Origin of the sequence: Algoriphagus confluentis (assembly GCF_036245625.1) — a bacterium.
In the GTDB taxonomy this organism is placed as follows: domain Bacteria; phylum Bacteroidota; class Bacteroidia; order Cytophagales; family Cyclobacteriaceae; genus Algoriphagus; species Algoriphagus confluentis.
Map to the genome: position 1 here is coordinate 32,568 of NZ_BTPD01000003.1, position 17,723 is coordinate 50,290.

The 17,723-nt window shown below is 43.9% G+C and carries 13 protein-coding genes and 1 pseudogene; 12 read left to right on the forward strand and 2 right to left on the reverse strand.

The genetic code is table 11. The annotated features are described in order from the left end of the window. Position 1 precedes the first annotated feature (1 nt). From AAA943_RS04910 to AAA943_RS04920, 3 genes are all read left to right on the forward strand, one after another. Positions 2 to 931, forward strand: coding sequence for an NAD(P)-dependent oxidoreductase (locus AAA943_RS04910; protein WP_338223116.1), 930 nt, complete (start codon positions 2 to 4; stop codon positions 929 to 931). A gap of 149 nt (positions 932 to 1,080) precedes the next feature. Next, positions 1,081 to 1,554 (forward strand): transcription elongation factor GreA, encoded by a 474-nt coding sequence (greA, locus tag AAA943_RS04915; protein WP_338223117.1) that lies wholly within the window; start codon positions 1,081 to 1,083, stop codon positions 1,552 to 1,554. A 50-nt stretch (positions 1,555 to 1,604) separates the two neighbouring features. Next, a complete protein-coding gene (locus AAA943_RS04920; RefSeq protein ID WP_338223118.1) occupies positions 1,605 to 1,997 on the forward strand; it encodes an HIT family protein in 393 nt (130 codons plus the stop codon). Positions 1,998 to 2,077: 80 nt separating this feature from the next. Here AAA943_RS04920 and trpS read toward each other — a convergent pair whose 3' ends face one another. Then, positions 2,078 to 3,055: a tryptophan--tRNA ligase gene (gene trpS / locus AAA943_RS04925; RefSeq protein ID WP_338223119.1), complete on the reverse strand. Its 978-nt coding sequence runs from the start codon at positions 3,053 to 3,055 to the stop codon at positions 2,078 to 2,080. A 71-nt stretch (positions 3,056 to 3,126) separates the two neighbouring features. On the opposite strand from trpS, the gene AAA943_RS04930 reads away from it, so the two are divergent. The 5 genes from AAA943_RS04930 (at position 3,127) to AAA943_RS04950 (ending at position 12,229) form a co-directional block, all read left to right on the forward strand. After that, positions 3,127 to 4,227: a DUF1573 domain-containing protein gene (locus AAA943_RS04930; RefSeq protein WP_338223120.1), complete on the forward strand. Its 1,101-nt coding sequence runs from the start codon at positions 3,127 to 3,129 to the stop codon at positions 4,225 to 4,227. Positions 4,228 to 4,266: 39 nt separating this feature from the next. Further along, positions 4,267 to 7,983, forward strand: a complete 3,717-nt coding sequence (locus AAA943_RS04935; protein WP_338223121.1) for a T9SS type A sorting domain-containing protein — start codon at positions 4,267 to 4,269, stop codon at positions 7,981 to 7,983. A gap of 9 nt (positions 7,984 to 7,992) precedes the next feature. Further along, positions 7,993 to 8,868 (forward strand): hypothetical protein, encoded by an 876-nt coding sequence (locus AAA943_RS04940; protein ID WP_338223122.1) that lies wholly within the window; start codon positions 7,993 to 7,995, stop codon positions 8,866 to 8,868. A 51-nt stretch (positions 8,869 to 8,919) separates the two neighbouring features. After that, positions 8,920 to 9,969 carry an acyloxyacyl hydrolase gene (locus AAA943_RS04945; RefSeq protein WP_338223123.1) on the forward strand — a complete coding sequence of 350 codons (1,050 nt, stop codon included), beginning with the start codon at positions 8,920 to 8,922 and terminating at the stop codon, positions 9,967 to 9,969. 1,627 nt (positions 9,970 to 11,596) lie between these two features. Further along, positions 11,597 to 12,229 (forward strand): response regulator, encoded by a 633-nt coding sequence (locus AAA943_RS04950; protein ID WP_338223124.1) that lies wholly within the window; start codon positions 11,597 to 11,599, stop codon positions 12,227 to 12,229. 66 nt (positions 12,230 to 12,295) lie between these two features. On the opposite strand, the gene AAA943_RS04955 is transcribed toward AAA943_RS04950, so the two are convergent. Next, positions 12,296 to 13,498: a TolB family protein gene (locus AAA943_RS04955; RefSeq protein ID WP_338223125.1), complete on the reverse strand. Its 1,203-nt coding sequence runs from the start codon at positions 13,496 to 13,498 to the stop codon at positions 12,296 to 12,298. A gap of 517 nt (positions 13,499 to 14,015) precedes the next feature. On the opposite strand from AAA943_RS04955, the gene AAA943_RS04960 reads away from it, so the two are divergent. The 4 genes and pseudogenes from AAA943_RS04960 (at position 14,016) to AAA943_RS04970 (ending at position 17,716) form a co-directional block, all read left to right on the forward strand. Further along, positions 14,016 to 14,885 (forward strand): helix-turn-helix domain-containing protein, encoded by an 870-nt coding sequence (locus tag AAA943_RS04960; protein WP_338223126.1) that lies wholly within the window; start codon positions 14,016 to 14,018, stop codon positions 14,883 to 14,885. Between the two features lie 155 nt (positions 14,886 to 15,040). Then, positions 15,041 to 15,673: a response regulator gene (locus AAA943_RS04965; RefSeq protein WP_338223127.1), complete on the forward strand. Its 633-nt coding sequence runs from the start codon at positions 15,041 to 15,043 to the stop codon at positions 15,671 to 15,673. A 204-nt stretch (positions 15,674 to 15,877) separates the two neighbouring features. Then, positions 15,878 to 16,954 (forward strand): annotated as a pseudogene (locus AAA943_RS21860) (7TM-DISM domain-containing protein); the annotation flags it as partial. Between the two features lie 81 nt (positions 16,955 to 17,035). Further along, positions 17,036 to 17,716: a sensor histidine kinase gene (locus tag AAA943_RS04970; protein ID WP_338223128.1), complete on the forward strand. Its 681-nt coding sequence runs from the start codon at positions 17,036 to 17,038 to the stop codon at positions 17,714 to 17,716. Positions 17,717 to 17,723 lie beyond the last annotated feature (7 nt).

A 17,723-nucleotide genomic window follows, 5' to 3' on the forward strand; every position in this document is an offset into this window, starting at 1 on the left:
AATGAAAATTCTGATTATCGATGAAATGCATCTCAGTATTCTGGAGATGCTGAAGGAAGATGGACATGAGGTAGAATACGCCCCGGAAATCACTCGGGAAGAGATTTTGGAGAAAATTCATGACGTGGAAGGATTGATTATCCGTTCCAAAACTCCTATGGATCGAGCCCTATTGGAAAAAGCACCAAAGCTGAAATTTATCGGCCGGGCTGGGGCAGGGTTGGATAAGATTGATTTGGAATATTTGGAAGCCAGAGGAATCCGGCTTTTTCATGCAGCCAAAGGCAACCGGGACGCTGTGGCCGAGCATGCCATAGGAGGAGTATTGGCACTGTTTAATCACTTGGTCAAATCAGACCAGGAAGTCAGAAAAGGGATCTGGGATCGGGAAGGAAACCGTGGCCATGAGCTTAAAGGAAAGACTGTAGGCATCATGGGTTTTGGAAATATGGGTAAATCCTTCGCGAAAAGACTTCAAGGATTCGACGTGAGGGTACTGGCTTATGATAAGTACAAAAAGGGTTTTCAAACCGATCTGATCGAGGAAGTTTCCTGGCAAGAGCTCAAGAAAGAAGCAGATGTACTCAGTATTCATGTGCCTTTGACGATTGAAACCCATGGATTTTTTACCATGGAGGAGCTGAAAGGGTTTTCTAAGCCTTTTTGGCTGATCAATACGGCTCGAGGAGAGGTAATTTCTTTTTCCACCTTAAACCATGCCTTGGATCAAGGGATCTTGAAAGGAGCAGTTTTAGATGTGTTGGAAAATGAAAAATTCAAAAAATTCAGTCCGGTCCAACAGGCTGAATTCAACCAGTTGGCACAGCGAGAGAATGTGATTTTTTCACCCCATGTAGCCGGCTGGTCTTTTGAGTCTTATGAAAAAATCAACCGGGTTTTGGTGAAGCAAATCCGAAAGGAATTTAATTAGTTTGAATGGCTCATATGCCTTTTTGGGTACTTGCTTTGACCAAAAGCTTTACTATCTTTGCAAGGTAAAATAAAGGCAAAAACAAAGTAACGGTCTCCATCACGTGACCGTTACTTTGTTTTTTGTGCCTTTTGAAAAGCTGTAAGTTTATGTCAAAAATACAATACTACACCGAGGAAGGGCTGAAAAAGCTGAAAGACGAACTTCATGAATTGAAGACTAAAGGAAGAGCGGATATCGCCCGTCAGATTGCAGAAGCTAGGGACAAAGGAGACCTTAGTGAAAATGCCGAATATGATGCTGCAAAGGATGCGCAGGGTCTTTTGGAATTGAAAATCGCCAAGCTCGAAGAAGTCGTTGGCAATGCCAGAATCTTGGACAACTCCAAAATGGATACCTCAAAAGCGGGTATTTTGAGCACGGTGAAAATCAAAAACGTGAAAAACGGAATGACCGTGAGCTATACTTTGGTTTCCGAGGAAGAAGCAGACCTGAAAGCCGGAAAAATTTCCTTGGCTTCTCCTTTTGGAAAAGGTCTCGTCGGAAAATCAATCGGAGAAATTGCCGAAATCAATGCCCCAGCCGGAAAGCTTCAATTTGAAATTCTGGATATCACGTATTAAACCCTCTTTTAAATCCCGGTTTTTATCGGGATTTTTTAATTTTAACCCCTATGGCAAGCATCTTCACTAAAATCATCAATCGGGAAATCCCTGCTCAGATCGTGGCAGAGGACGATAATTACATTGCTTTTTTGGACATCATGCCTTTGGTCAAAGGCCACGTCTTAGTAGTACCAAAAAGAGAGGTGGACTATATTTTCAATCTGGAACCTGAAGAGTTGGCCGGGCTGCATATGTTTGCTCAAAAAGTGGCCAAAGCAATGGACAAGACCATAAAATGTACCCGTATTGGGGTAGCCGTGATCGGTTTGGAAGTTCCTCATGTACACGTTCATCTGGTCCCTCTCCGGACCATGGATGATATCAATTTCACCCGTCCCAAACTCAAGCTTAGTCCCGAAGAGTTGGCTGAGGTAGCAGATAAGATAAGAGCTGGGTTCTGATCGGAATATCTTCCCTACTATAGCAAATGCCCTCAATAAGTCCTGTATTATTGAGGGCATTTGCTATTTATGAGAAAGTTTTACCTGAACCCCAATTTTTCCCGGACTTGATTGAGGAGGGCTAAGGCGATATTTTTTGCTTTTGCTTCACCAGCTTCCAGCCTTTTTTCGATTTCATCGGGATGATTCATGAAATAATCGAAAGTCTCCCGTTCTTTCTTGAAAAGCGTCAGCACCAACTCCAGCAGCTCTTTTTTGGCATGTCCATAGCCGTAATTACCTCCCAGATATTTCCCTCTCATAGCCTTGGTTTGCTCTGAGGAAGCCAACAAGGAGTAGAGCTTGAAAACCGTGCAGGTATCCGGGTCTTTGGGTTCTTCCAGAGGAGTACTATCAGTGACGATTAGGTTGATGTTTTTCTTCAGCTCTTTTTCCGGAAGGAAAATATCAATGATGTTGTTGTAGGACTTACTCATTTTCTGCCCGTCCGTACCAGGGATGATCATAACCTCCTCTGATATCCTGGCTTCGGGAAGGATAAGGATATCTTCTTCCATGATTCGGTTAAATGCACTGGCAATGTCCCTTGCCATTTCCAGGTGCTGAAGTTGATCCTTGCCTACCGGCACCAAGTCTGCGGAATACAGCAAAATATCCGATGCCATTAGGACGGGATAGGTGAAAAGTCCTGCATTCACGTCTGCAAGTCTGGAAGACTTGTCCTTAAAGCTGTGAGCATTAGCAAGCATGGGGAATGGCGTGAAGCAATTGAGGTACCAAGTGAGCTCAGTGACCTCAGGAATTCGGGATTGCCGGTAAAATACCGTCTTTTCAATTTCCAATCCAAAGGATAGCCAGGCAGCAGCCACGGCCAGGGTATTTTGTTTTCTCAGCGCTGCGTCTTTTCCAGTAGTAAGCGAATGGAAATCAGCGATGAAGATGAAGGACTCGTCTTGTTGGTTTTGTCCAATGAGTTGGATAGCCGGAACGATGGCTCCCAAAATATTGCCCAAATGTGGACGACCGGAGCTTTGAATTCCCGTGAGTACTCTTGCCATTTCTTATAATTTGGCGCAAATTAAGTATTTGATACTAGAATTGAAGGGTAAAATCCTTGTAATTTGTCGCTATGAAACTCCTCACCCAAACGATAATCCTCACACTTTTTTTCACCCTGCTTCAATTCTCTTCTCAGGCCCAAAGTCTCGAGCCTCCCAAAATCATCTGGAAGGTAAACCGGGTAGATTTGGGAACGATCCTCGAGGAACAGGGCAATCAGGAGGTAGCCTTCGAATTCACCAATTCCCAAGACTCTTTGTTTTTCATCGAGGATATTTGGTTGGAATGTGGATGTACTACGGTGGAGTTTTCAAAAGATACCCTCGCTAAGGGGCAATCAGGAAAAGTCAGAGTTGGTTTTGACCCCACTTCAGCCTTCGGTTTTTTCTCCAAATTGATCGTAGTCAAAGGGAATCTGTCAGGTGTGCAGGACTCGCTCTTTTTGGAAGGTACTTCCATTCCATACCCAACAGATCCGTTGAGAGCCTATCCGGTGAAAAACGGAGACTTAGGCTTTCGTCTGAAAAAAATCAACATGGGGGAAGTTTTTGACAATGAACCCAAGATCAAATACGTGGAGTTTTTCAATTTTGGTGCTCAGGACTTGGAGAAAGGCGCTTTTCGATCCGAAACTCCCTCCTACATCTGGGTAGAGCAGGTTCAGAACCTGGTCAGACCTCAGGAAAGAGGCTTGTTGATGATCCGCTACGAAAGTGCGAATAGAAATGGGGATTTGGGTTTTTTTGAAGATCAGGTTCCCGTGTTTTGGGAAAATATCGAGGGCAGCCGAATCAATTTGGAAATCATTGCAGACCTGTTTGAATATTTCCCGCCTGTTTTAAAAAACGAAGTAGATGATCTTCCACAGCTTTTTATCCAGCAAAAAGAGATCGACCTAAAGGAAATAAGTTCAAAAAGTACTGTAAGGCGAACAGTGACTCTGACCAACAGAGGAAGGAAAGTCTTAGAGATAAGAAAGATTCAGGGAAATTGTGAGTGCCTGATTATTGAATCTCCAAAAGACCAGTTGAATCCCGGCGAAAGCATTGAGTTGAGTCTGACTTTTGACCCAATTGGCCGAAAAGGAATTGATCAAAGGAATATCTATATCTTTACTAATGATCCCATTAATCCTGTTCAGTTAGTCGTATTGAAGAGTAGGATTGATTGATTAAATGATTTTAGAGATAGGACAAATCCACTTTTACTCATGAACTATTTTAAGCAGGTAATTATATGTTTTTGTCTGGTTCTTTTTTTGATCCCTTTCTCTGTTTCTGCACAGTCTTCTTTTAGAATATTCCCATACTTGCAAGTGGCAGATGGTAATCTGGTTCAAATCAGATGGTTTTCTGCAGGTAATCATTCCTCCTCTGTTTTAGTAAAAGACGATACGGGAAATATTCTTTTTTCTGGAAATATCACCGGAATCAAACAGTCCGATTTGTATTATACCGCCCTGGAAAGAAATGAAACTATTCCGGGACTGGAGGGGCAAAATTGGATAGGCGGGGAGGAGTATTTCAGATTTGACTCCAAGTTTAGAGTTCCTTTCGATACGCAGATTGGATATGAAGTGACTTTAAATGGAGAGAAGTTTACTGGCAGCTTTAGATCTGCCCCCGATCCCAAAAGTTGGGAAAAAGTAAGAATAGTCGCTCTTTCTGATTCTGAAACTGAGCCTAGGGGAAGAGTGACCAACAGGGCCTGGTATCCGGGACAACCCCTTTTTCGCCCTTTTTCAATTCCTGCTCTTTGGAAGGAGAAATTTGGTACCACGGTGGAGCAGGGTTTTGAAATCCCAAACTACTTCCTGACCGAAAAAGCAGGGTATGCAGAGAATCTCAAGATTTTAAAAACCCGAGAGCCTGATTTGATCCTCATGCCCGGCGATTTGGTGCAAGGGGGAGGTTATATGCCTGGCTGGGATGAGTTTTGGAGACATAATGCCGGGGAATTTGACCAAATAATAACCAGGATTCCGATTATCCCAGCTTTGGGCAATTGGGAAACTTTTGGCGCACTCAATGGGGGATATGGGGTCAATGAAAAAGGACAGTTTAATCCTGTTGTGGGCCGGTCCAGATTTCATTCCTTTTTTGAATTGGACTTTGGAGATCAACTCCAAAAACACCGCCAAAGCTATTATCGAACCGATTACGGCCCGGTGACGATCCTTACTCTAGATTCTACCAATGGAACTCCCGATGAAAAAAGATCTGATTATCCTGATGGACAAAAGCTGAAAGGGAAGGAATTTTCAGGTCCCGGTACCGATACGCAGGAAAACTTCACCCAATCCCAATATGATGCCGCAAGAGGAAAAGACTTGTCTGGTTTTGGTCCCGGTTCAGCCCAATACGAATGGTTGGTCGCCAATCTCAAAGAAGCCAAAGAATTGGGTCATTTGGTTTTTGTGCAGTTTCACCATATTCCTTATAGCTCAGGAGAACATGGAGTGCCCATGAATCACGAACTCAGTACCGGGCAGGGAGGTACGCCTATGCGGGTATTGCATCCGGTATTCGAAGAGTATGGTGTAATAGCCGTTTTATCAGGCCATGATGAGATTTTTGAAAGAAGCTTCGTGGATACCAATGGTGATGGCAAAGGGGTACTCTACTACGATGTGGGTGTGGCTGGGGATGGATTAAGGGGAGTGAAAAGAGACTGGTTGGGCAATCCCCTGCTTCCTTTGGATTACAATTCCTTTTCCAAATGGACCGCTGATCAAAAATCGGCCGAGCAATGGAATACCTCCGGTCCGTTTCCGATCTTGACTGATGGAGGCAAACACTACGGTCACCTGGAAATCAATATTTCCAAAATAAAAGATGGGACTAAAACATTTGCCCAAATTGAATTTGATCCGGTTTATGTTTTTCCGGTCCTGAATTCCAGTTATGAATTGATAAGGACAGAGCGGAGAGTGTATGATGACCGGGTAAAAGTATTGGTAGAATTGGCTGAAGAAATTCCTGAGCCAATTTTCAAGGAGAAAATAATTGTGGGGTTGAATCAATCCGGAGAGGTTTCAACCACTCTTGCCGATTATCTGGAAGGAGAGGTTTCTGCTGATTGGAAAGTCGAATTTTCCCGAAGTCCCAAGTATGACTGTTCAGATTTACAGGGGAGCGAAAATGAGCTTTTGATTACCGATTCAAAGGGTAATTCTTGGAAAAAGGTGGTTTTGGTAGAAGTTAAAGATTTGCTTCCTCCTACACTGAGCACCAAACTTCCTGCCCTGAATTTCGACTTGGTAAAAGGCGAATTGACCTTAAATCCAGAGGACTTTGTGGAGTCCCTGACCGATAACTGTTCCATTCAATCCCTGCAGCTGAGCAAGTCCAAAATCACCTGTGATGATTATGAATTGCCACAAGAGGTGGTATTGACAGCCAAAGATCAATCAGGCAATACGGTCACCAAGACAGTGACTTTCTCGGTCAATCCCTTTGAGTCTAAAAAAATATCCATTTCCCCTGAATCCGGTTCTACTTTCTTTGAAGGAGAAGTAGTGGAAATCAGACTTGGGGAAGAGTTTGGTTTTGTGGTCAGCGGCTGGTATCGCAATGGAGAACTCCTACCCGAACTTAAAGGAAAGGCCATTGCAGTCGAGCTGCCGGGTATGTATTGGGCGGAGTTGTTTCCTGAAGGCGGAGGATGTTTGGTTGAGTCCAAGAAAACGGAGATTCGGTTTACGTCACTTCCTTTTGGCGAACTGAAGGAATCTGTAGAGTTGATTTTAGGACCTGAAGGAAAAGCCGATCTGAAACCTTCAGATATCTTTGTTACCTGGCCTCTTTCCGATCCCAATCTTACAATCACCCTGCAGCAATCCAGCTTCACCTGTGCGGATTTGGGAGAAAAGATCATTGGAGTAGTGATCAAGAGCTCCTCCGGACAAACCTGGGAGAGAACTATCCAAGTCAAGGTCAAGGATACCACTGCACCAATTCTGAAACCCAAAAATCTGAATTTGGGACTGGACGTGACCGTAGGATCAGTAAGTCTGAATCCGGATTTGATTTTGGACTCGGCCACAGATATTTGTGGGATCAAAGAAATCACTTTGGATCGTCAGGCCTTTGGTTGTGAGGACCTGGGCAAAACGATTGTAGTTAAAATCCGGGCTGTGGATCCGTCCGGAAATGTCGCTGAGGCGATTACCGAAGTGACTATTAAGAGAATTGAGCCTTCTCCTGTTTTGCTTCAGGGGGTTGAAGAGATTTGTTCGGGAGAAGAAGCTCTTCTGGAATTGTCTTCCAATACTGCTTTTGAAGTAATCCGCTGGAGACGAAACGGAGTGGAAATTCCGGATCAAAGGGCAAAAACCCTGACGACCAAGGAGCCTGGAGTTTATCATGTCGTAATAAGATATTCTGGAGGCTGTCTGTCAGAATCAAACACATTCGAAGTCAAAGTCAATCCTTTGCCTGAAGGGGAAATTGAAGTGGATGGAAATATCCTCCGAGCCCCTGAGGGGAATTTCACCTATCAATGGTTCAGAAATGGTCAAGCCATATCCTCCGCCACTTCCCGAACCTTGACCGTGGATCAAATGGGAGAATATGAAGTGGAATTGACCTCTCCTCAGGGCTGTTCTGCACGATTGGAGCCGGTGACCCTGACCATTTCAGGGATAGGAACTCCATTGGCCAGAAAAGCCCAAGCATTGAAAATTTACCCCAATCCGGCTCGGGAAAGGGTCAGCCTGGAGTTTGATGGGGAGTTCGCTGAGAATCAGGAATTCGAACTGAAGCTAGTGGACGCGAATGGAAAAGATGTAAGCCGAATGGTCAATTTCAATCTTATCGGCAGTCAAACCATCGAGCTATTTCTCAACGATTTGGCACCGGGTACGTACTTAGTTTGGGTTTTGGGTTCCCGTCAACAATCCTTTTTTGGTAAACTTGTCATCCAATAACTGATCATCATGTACAAAAATCTCTTTGCCTCTTTGGCATTTCTTTTTCTCACCTTTTCACAACAAATCCTCGCGCAGTCTATTCCTTTCAAAAGCGGAAGAATTGCGATCAGCTCAGATGGAAACGAGCACGATGAGGACGATTGGGCAGCTACGCCCTTGACACTTGCCCTTTTGGCTGCCAATGGGCTAGAGGATGCTTTGGTCGTCTATACCTTCAGCGATCACATTTGGGGCTCCAACAAGGAAAAGCCCGGAGCTGCTGAGCAGATGAGAGAAAGTGCCTTTATTGGAGCGAAAACCTTTGGCTTCAAAAAGACCAAATTTATCGAGGCTGTTACCGCCCAGAATTTTGCCATCATCGAACTGGCCACTCAGATCAATAAAAGTTCAGCCAAGAACCCGCTGACCATTATCGCCGCTGGTCCTATGGAGATTGTGGGTACCGCCATCAATGAGGCGGATTCTACCAAGCTGAAATACGTCCGCTTGATCTCTCATTCTACCTGGAACGATGAGCACGCCGACAAACCTTACGAGTGGGAGAGTCATTCCGGCTGGACTTGGGAGAAGATCAAAGAGAGTTTTGAAAAATATGGCTTGCAGCTGGACCATATCGCCGATCAAAACGGTGGTGAGGATTACGAAGGGCTAAAAGCGCACAAATCCAAGTACGACTGGATGAAAGATTCTCCTGCAAGGGATAAATCTCCCTACTCCAAAGGGTCTTGGGATTGGCTGTACAGTCGTCTCGAAGCCGCGCAAAAAGGGGAGGAGTTTGATCCCTCAGATGCAGGGATGATTATTTATCTGCTGACCGGAAAGGAAAAGACAGACCCAGAGGATGTGAGAGAAATGATGGAAAATCCCAAAAAATACAAGTAAGGAGAGCAATCTCCTTTTTTTGTTTTTCGTAAGGATAAAAATATGCGGAGGATGAAAAGGAGTTTTTTGATCGGTATTTTTCTTTTTGCCTGTTCAATTTTGGCCAAAAGCCAAAGTGGAACTCATCGATTGGGACTGGAAGGGCAATACGGATGGATCATTGCCCATAATCCCGAACTGGAACAGGTAGCTCAAAGCAGCCCGATAGCGGTGGGTTTCTCCTCCCAATGGATGAAAAATACCCGTAAAAACTGGGAGGCCTGCAATTGCTTTCATTACCTGGGACTTTCGCTTTCTGTGGTCGATTTTCAAAATCCAAAAGAACTGGGACAAGCATGGAATGTGGCAGGTACCTTCGAACCCATTCTTTTCCGGTCAGCAAGGTGGTCAGGGAGTTTGTCCACCGGTTTGGGCGTAAGCTATCTCACCCGGGTCTATGACCCGATCGAGAATCCCAGAAACACCTTTTTCAGTGCTCCGGTTAGCTTTTTGATCTTTTTAGCTCCAAAAATCTCCTATCAGTTTTCCGAAAAATGGGAAGTCCAAGCCTCTCTGAACTACAGCCATATCTCCAACGGCGGGCAACGTCAACCCAATCGGGGGATGAACTTTCCGATGCTGGGTTTGGGGATGGTGCATTACACAAGAAGGGTGGCTCTGACTGAGTTTGAGAAAACGAAAACTGTCAAGGATTGGGAGTTTTATCTGGATTTGGGTTTCAATACTCAGGATGCCAGGGAGGATACCCGCAAACCCAATTTTGTCTTGGCGGGAGGGACTTATCGGAGGCTTGCCGGCATTTTGGCTTTGGGTGGAGGGGTGGAACTGGCAAAGGATTTTTCACTTCTAGCCGATAGGAGTAGGGAAAGGCTGATTCCGGCGGCGTTTGCCGAGCCTCATCTGCTATTTGGTCGCTTTGATTTTGCGATGAGGTATGCCGCCTATCTGAGCAAGCCTGAAGGATATCAGGAGGACAAATCCTTTTACCAGCGGTACACGCTCAATTACCATTTAGGAAGGCATTTCCGCGTGGGTGCCGGCCTCAAAGCCCACGGACATGTGGCTGAGTATATGGATTTTAGACTGGGGTGGAGGTTTTGAAAGGGGAAAAGTAGAGGCAATTGGTCAGGCCTGAAAGGCCGATTTATACCAACCCAGTCCGCTAGGGCTGGGTTTTGCGATCCACCTGATCTCAGTTAGGCCTGAAGGGCCGGATTTAAAATCAAAAATGATTTACAAATTCGGTCTTACAGACCTCATGGTCTATGTGGATCTACCACCTTACCCCGGAGCTAATCCGCTCCGGGCTATCATAAACCAGGCCTTCAGCCTGGGTTCCCTCTCATTTTTTCTATTCTCCAGCTGAAGCAGGAGGCAACACAAGTCAAATAAAATTGGCATTTGAATAGGAATGCGGCTTTAGCCCATTCCCTTCTTATGTTTTGATTCTAATGGGGCTTTAGCCAAAATAAATCCTCTCTGTTGGGTTCAAGCCCGCCTGAGTCGGGCAGGCCTGCTAGATGCAAAGAGGTAAGGAGAATTGAGCCATGATGGAGCCCTGAAGGGGCGTTTTGTATTAACCCCAAATTCAATTTGGGGTGCAGTGGGATAGGGAAATCCTGAAAGCGCTGAAGGTGCGAACTGTAAAATTCGCCCCTACAGGGCTCTGCTTCTGGATCAAATCCTGGGCAAGACATTGAATGCCTTGCTTTTACAGCTCGTGCCTGCTTGACGGTCAGGCAGGCCTTTGGCACTTAATCCAAGCGATGGGGGAATTGGTCCAATTCAGGAAACTTGGACCAGTAAGGGTTAGGAAAAAAAGGTCCAAGCTCGCCTTTGTCGGGCAGGTCGGGAGACTTGAACCAATTGGGCTAAATTCCAACAAATTTTTTTCTCCTTATTTCAGCCTCCAGCTGAAGCAGGAGGCAACAAAATTCAAATAAAATTTGCATTTGAATAGGAATGGGGCTTTAGCCCATTCCCTTCTTAGGTTTTGATTCCAATGGGGCTTTAGCCAAAAATATCCTCTCTGTTGGGTTCAAGCCCGCCTGCGTCGGGCAGGCCCGCCTGCATCGGGCAGGCCCGCCTGATGAAGGCAGGTCAGGAAACTTGAACCAATTGATCATCAGTCAGGCCTGAAAGGCCGATTTATACCAACCCAGTCCGCCAGGGCTGGATTTTGCGATCCACCTGATCTCAGTTAGGCCTGAAGGGCTGGACATAAAAATCAAAAATGATTTACAAATTCGGTCATACAGACCTCATGGTCTATGTGGATCTACCACCTTACCCCGGAGCTTATCCGCTCCGGGCTATCATAAACCAGGCCTTCAGCCTGGGTCCCTCTGGTGTGGCTTTTTAGGAGTTGCATGGAGGTCCAAGCCCGCCTGCGTCGGGCAGGCCCGCCTGCGTCGGGCAGGCCCGCCTGATGAAGGCAGGTCAGGAGACTTGAACCAGTAAGGGTTAGGAAAAAGGTCCAAGCCCGCCTGCGTCGGGCAGGTCATGAGACTTGAACCAGTAATGGCCCGGTCAAACTTTCCCACCTTTCAACCTTACCACTTTCCCACCTTTAATCTTCTAATCTTCAAATTTTTCAATAAACCATCCGGAGACTTGAACCTATGAGAGCTCTGAAGGAGCGCAAAGTTTTAATTGTCTTTAATTTCTCTATATTGTGTTGACCTGATTGATTAATTCCCAATCATTATATCTTTTAAAAATAATTTTTATGAATCTGTCAGTGGCCATAGTAGACGATCATGAGCTGTTTGCCGGAGGGCTGAAATTGATCTTGGATTCGCAGCCGGGTTTTCATTTTATCAGACATTTTAGAAATGGAAAGGAATGGATAGATTATCTGGAAGCAAATCTCAATGTGGATTTATTGGTTCTGGATCTGCAGATGCCCCTGATGGATGGCATGCAGGTCTTGCCCTACATGCGGCGAAATCATCCTCAAATCGGTATTTTGGTCGTATCCGGCAATCATACCTCGGCAAATATGGAACTCTGCAAGAATTTGGGAGCTTTGGGTTTTGTAGGCAAAGATTCCAATCTATCGGTATTCCGGGATGCGCTTCAGGCTGTAGCCACCGGAAAAACCTATTTTCAGGAAATCAGCAAAGACCAGCAGAAGACGGTTCGTGACCATGGGGCACTGACCAAACTCCGCGATACTTATCTGCTTTCCCCTAGGGAAATGGAAATCATTCAACTGATTCTCCATCAACTCGAAACGAAAGAAATTGCCGAAAAACTCCACCTTAGCCCTCTTACTGTCAAAACTCACCGGAAGAATATTTTTGCCAAACTCAAAGTCCATAACGTGGCTGGCTTAATGGGTTTGCTGCGGGAAACCTAAGTTTTTGATGAAGTTTCCGGCTTGATTTGCCCATAATACCTTGCTGATACTTTCCGTGTTTGCCAGTTAATTTCTGGTGATCGGGGACCAGGCTGGGTTATTTCTCACGCCAGAAGTGGAGAAATTTATCACCTGAGGAGTGCTGCTTAGCTTGCTTTTGGCCAAATAAGAATTAGGACCACTGGATACAAAGAAGATAAATTCCGAACCGTCTGGAGATACAGTGAATGTATTCAATACTTCCGATTCGGAAAACCCTAAACTGCTGTTGATTTTTCTGTCCTCAGTCCCGTCAGTGTTCATTTGCCAAATATCACTGACGAAAACCGGCCCGATTTCTCTTTGGATATAGGTGATTTTGTTCCCGTTTTGGACGGCACCACTGAAAAGCAGGCTGGGTCCTTCTTTCAAGAACCTCAGGTCAGACCCATCCAAGTTCATCGTCGCTAGCCTTTGCGTGAGAGGTTCTCCCGGACGGGTAGTTAGGTAAGTACCCAAAAATTTGCTTCCATTTTCCACGACTTGATTCACGATAAACACTTCGTTCGGTTCAAACTGAACCACAGTTCGGGTACCTGTTTCCAAATCGTAGGTGACCGTTCTGGCTGCATTTCTAAAGGTTAGTTTTTTACCGTCAGGATGCCATACCGGGAGAAACTGGGAGGTGAAAGCAGGGTTTTCATTGGGTTCGAAAGGAATCATTTCCAGGTTTTCCCCATCTGCATCCATCACAAAAATCTGCTGGATCGTGGTGCCTTCCATTCGGTCAGAAAAAGCGATTTTGGTCCCATCAGGAGAGATTCTCATTTGGCTTGAGAAAATGACTTTATTCAAAATTATTTTTTCATCAGTACCATCGAGTTTGGAGGAATAAAATTTGAATTCGGTGAAGCTGGCAGTTCCCTTGTTGTAAGCCAATCGATCTCTTAAGATGGCTTTGCAGTCCACTTCAAACTCTACGGTGGCTGTACCATTGGCAGGTACGTTTACTTCACGGACCATATTTCCGGTTCCGGTACAGTGATTGGAAATACCAGAAAGTTCGATGGAATACCTCCCTACTTTTTTATTGCTGATCGTGATTTCTTCTCTTGGTCCGACCTGCCGATTGGCACTGCCCTCTACGATCAGATTATAGCCGTCGGGATCATCATCTTTCCCTACCGTGTTGATTTTGACTACGATCGTGCCTGTAGGATCGGGCTCATTGACTGGGGGAGCTGGGTTTTGGTCTTCATTGTCGCAGGATATCACGAGTAAGACACCCAAAAGAACTAGTATTCTTCCACCTTTTTCAGGCTGGATATCTTTGAAAAGGATTTTACAAGGTGGGTCGTTGCCGAATATGTCTCAGGGAAAAGCTGATCTAGATTTGACTTTTTCATAAAAGGAATGGATAAGAATGAATGGATTAAAAATGGTCTGAAAACTACTTTTCAAAATTCCGGCAAAGTCCAAATCAAAAAAATACCACTTAGGGTGTATTCTGAACTTAAAGTATATTGTCGAAATACCCCGTTTGGGGTATGGAAAAACAAATGAAAAAAGGTTGAGATAAATCTGTTTTTTCCTGATTTTTCAAAAACAAGTTCTGTTTTGGTTCTTGTCTTTATCGCTGTTTAGTTCTATTTTGACTTTAGTCCAAAGTTAGTAGTACTTACACGCTGAAGGAGGTCGAGTTTCCGTTTGGATCAGGGTTTAAGCGAGAATGAAATATTCAAGTGGCCCTTGATTTTATTCCAATAAGTTGACTAAAAAGCGGCTTTGATGATTTATCCAATCACCTATGAACGAGATCCGATTTTTTCCTCCTGATGATTCCTTAATCCCCTATGTCAACGGCTATTTATTTTCCAGTTATACCTTGGATGGAACCGAAAAGCCCTTTTTTACCCCAAAAGGAACAGCAGCACTGGTAATCAATATAGAGATCAGCGAAAGCTCTTATTTGGAATATCCCAAACCTGATGTCAAACTCTATTTTGAGAAGTATGCCCCGTATCTTTTTGGGCAGATGAGCAGATTGGGTAAGTCCCATCTCGATGGGCAATTTGCTCCGTTTGTGATTGTATTTACCCCGACTGGTTTATATCATTTTCTGGATGAACCATCCAATCAAATGACGGACAAAGCACATAAACTGGAAGATCTGGGTTATCCTGAGCTGGCAAATAAGCTTAAACATCTTTTTGCAACCGCTTCTCATGTTGAGAATTGCATTCCGGAATTAAACCGGATTTTGAGTGATTATTTTAATTCAAAGACATTCAAAAATCCTGCTTTTGATATGGCTCCTGTTGCCAATGAGATCCTTTTGAGCAATGGGTTGGTTAGTTTGGATACGCTTATCGATCGACTGAAAATCAATACCCGTACCTTTCAGATTCAATTCAAAAACCAGGTAGGCTTATCTCCCAAATTGTTTTGTCGGATTACGCGGTTTAATTCACTTCTTGTGGCTTTGGATCAAAACCCAAAAGCGGATCTTTTGGAGCTTGCTCTTGATTTTGGCTACTCGGACAATCCCCATTTGTACAAGGATTTCAAACAGTTTGTCGGCATGACTCCCAGGCAATATCTGCGATTGATTTTGAATATCAATTCAGGGGTTGAATTGGAACTCAAAAGGAATCCTCCTAAGCTCAGATCATCCTAGCCTGATGGGGCTGAATGCTTCTGTTTTTTGAATTTTCTTTCAGAATTGTCTCATGAAAAATCTCTAATTCGCTTTTTTACAATTTTTCTATGGAGTTACTCCCTAAGATTGAATGATTTTGATAATTATTCTTTTTTAGGCAAATATTATTCGGTATGGGGGTTTCGGTTTTATTGGCAGATGATCACCGGCTTTTCACTTTGGGAATCGAAAGAGTGCTCGAAAAGCATCCTGAATTTCAATGGATAGGTACGGTCGAAAACGGGAAAGAAGTACTCTTATTCCTTGAGAAAAACCAACAGGTAGATATTTTGGTGCTTGACCTGAATATGCCTCTGATGTGCGGAATGGAGGTTTTATCCCATCTCAACACGAACTATCCCGGATTGAAAAAACTGGTTCTCAGCAGCGAGCATACGCCTACTGCGCTGGAAGCCTGCAAAACCTTGGGCGCAAATGGCTTTATCGGCAAAGATTCCTGTTTTGACAGTTTTCGGGAAGCTCTCGACACGGTAGCCCGGGGAGGAGAATATTTTCAGCCGGTTGGCGGACAGGGTGGAAGCATAGTTGGACTGGGGAATTGTCCTTTTCAAAAACTCAAATCGGAATTTGGACTGTCTGAGCGAGAGGCGGAAATCACTCGGCTGATTATGCAACAGCTGGAGACCAAACAAATCGCCGATCAACTTCAGCTCAGTCCCCTTACTGTGAAAACCCATCGGAAGAATATCTTTTCCAAACTCAAAGTGCATAATGTGGCTGGATTGATGGGGCTTTTGAAAGTCTAAAAATTGGTGTTTTTAGTAGTATAAGTTGTTGGTTTTAAGAGGATTTACCTTATTTTGATTCAAATGGTTTGTAAGCAACAATAACTTATGGTTTTTCAGGTTCTTTTTTGTTTGGTGACTCTGTTGCAATTAGGTAAGGAAAAGCCTGTGCCTCACATTTTGCTCAATGACGAATTAAAAGATTCTGCCAATGTTTTTCATGATATGCTTTTTGGGACGGTGTATTTTTTTGAGGAAAAAAGCCCATTGACTTTTGAGGAAGTGTATGAAAAATTTTCATCAGGAGATTTCATCAAAATACCCCGTCACGCAAAGTTCAATATGGGATATATTGGGGCTGATTATTGGTTTGGAGTGACAGTAGAAAATATGTCAGGCAGTCCAAAAATAATGGATCTTGGCGTTTACAATTCTTCCATTTATCAGGTTAATTTCTTTGGGTTTAATGAAGAAGGTCGACTTTTAGAAACGGATTCAGCTGGATATGCTATCCCTGGAAATAAAAGAAAACTTAACCATCGTAATGATGTGTTTCAACTTTATTTTCCAGCCAAATCCAAAAGAACCATTCTTTCTAAAATTAATTTTAATGGAGGAAAATCTGGGACTACTTTTTTCTTGGGTGATTACCAAAAAAACAATAGAGATTCTGGATGGAGAGCTTTTTTGATAGGCATTATATCAGGCAGATTGTACACAGTAGTAGTTCTTGCTTTTTTGGTTTTTCTTTTTTTTAATAAAAGAGTTTACATCTTCCTTTCAGCATATGTTTTTTTTGGAATAATTATTCTACTTGAAAGTGACAGACAGTTTTTGGATTTCATTGAGTTGAAAAACTACATTCGAATGGGGCCTTGGTTGACACCCATTTCTGTTTTATTGCTTACAGTTTTTGCACTATTATTTACACAAGAGCTATTTAGTATCAATAGCAAAAGGAGCATAACTGCAATTTGGATTAGACTTTTTGCCGTTTTGCAGTTGACCTATGCAGGCATTTGTTTGCTTTTGTTTTTTTATTTTCTGCAACCCAAGGAAATGCCTATTTTTTACATTATTTGTCATTATCTGGGAGTTGTCAATATGGTTATTTTATTGGCTGTTTGCCTCCTGCAGATTAAAAAGACTCCCGGACTCACTGCTTTCGCCCTTTCTGCAAATTTATTATTGGCCATTGGTGCAATTGTTTACTTAATTACCCGTCTTGGTTATACTCAAATTTTACCTCTTGATTTGGGATTTTTAATTTACGGGTTAACATTCAATGTACTTATTATCATTATTGGATTGGTGTACCAGTTTTTTTCCTCACAAAAGGAAAGATTGCGCCTGGTAATGGAACAAAGTCAAATCGAGCAGCAAATGGCTAGATTGATAATTGAAGCCCAAGACCATGAACGGCAGCGCATCGCCAAGGACCTGCACGATGACTTGGGTTCTAACTTGGCCATGATCAAACTCCGTATGGAGCTGATGATGGAGCATCAGCAGCTTCTCAACGGAAACAATCAATCTTTGGAAGAAATCCATCAGATGCTCGATGGGGCCTGCAAGGACCTGCGCTACATCTCTCACGAACTCATGCCTGCCGACCTCTCCACCAAAGTGATGCGCACCATGGTCGAGGAACTAGTCGAAAAGCTCTCCGTACAGCGAAAAGTGGCTATCCATGCCTTAGTCGAGGATATTCCCATTCTCTCGGTAGATACCAAGGTCAATCTCTTCCGGATCATCAAAGAGCTGATGAACAACATTCTCAAGCATGCACAGGCAACCCAGGCCACGATTCGCCTGGCTCAATCTTCAGATGGAAACCATATCACCTTGGAGATCAGTGACAATGGCAAAGGAATACCCAAGGAGGTTTTGGAAGGAAACTCCAAAGGCATGGGTTTGAAAAATCTCGAAAAGCGGGTGGAGTATTTGAAAGGGAAGCTGAGTATCAAGAGCAACCGATTGGGGACTCGGATCTTGGTGACTGTTCCGATGAATCCTCAATTATCTGGAGCCTATTTGCAATCTGAAAGTCAGCCAAAGGTCTAAACAGCCA

What these genes read in the sequence shown, in the direction of transcription:
- AAA943_RS04910 (WP_338223116.1), top strand. Translation starts at nt 2, where the DNA reads ATGAAAATTCTGATTATCGATGAAATGCATCTCAGTATTCTGGAGATG.
- greA (WP_338223117.1), top strand. Translation starts at nt 1,081, where the DNA reads ATGTCAAAAATACAATACTACACCGAGGAAGGGCTGAAAAAGCTGAAA.
- AAA943_RS04920 (WP_338223118.1), top strand. Translation starts at nt 1,605, where the DNA reads ATGGCAAGCATCTTCACTAAAATCATCAATCGGGAAATCCCTGCTCAG.
- trpS (WP_338223119.1), bottom strand. Translation starts at nt 3,055, where the DNA reads ATGGCAAGAGTACTCACGGGAATTCAAAGCTCCGGTCGTCCACATTTG.
- AAA943_RS04930 (WP_338223120.1), top strand. Translation starts at nt 3,127, where the DNA reads ATGAAACTCCTCACCCAAACGATAATCCTCACACTTTTTTTCACCCTG.
- AAA943_RS04935 (WP_338223121.1), top strand. Translation starts at nt 4,267, where the DNA reads ATGAACTATTTTAAGCAGGTAATTATATGTTTTTGTCTGGTTCTTTTT.
- AAA943_RS04940 (WP_338223122.1), top strand. Translation starts at nt 7,993, where the DNA reads ATGTACAAAAATCTCTTTGCCTCTTTGGCATTTCTTTTTCTCACCTTT.
- AAA943_RS04945 (WP_338223123.1), top strand. Translation starts at nt 8,920, where the DNA reads ATGAAAAGGAGTTTTTTGATCGGTATTTTTCTTTTTGCCTGTTCAATT.
- AAA943_RS04950 (WP_338223124.1), top strand. Translation starts at nt 11,597, where the DNA reads ATGAATCTGTCAGTGGCCATAGTAGACGATCATGAGCTGTTTGCCGGA.
- AAA943_RS04960 (WP_338223126.1), top strand. Translation starts at nt 14,016, where the DNA reads ATGAACGAGATCCGATTTTTTCCTCCTGATGATTCCTTAATCCCCTAT.
- AAA943_RS04965 (WP_338223127.1), top strand. Translation starts at nt 15,041, where the DNA reads ATGGGGGTTTCGGTTTTATTGGCAGATGATCACCGGCTTTTCACTTTG.
- AAA943_RS04970 (WP_338223128.1), top strand. Translation starts at nt 17,036, where the DNA reads ATGGCTAGATTGATAATTGAAGCCCAAGACCATGAACGGCAGCGCATC.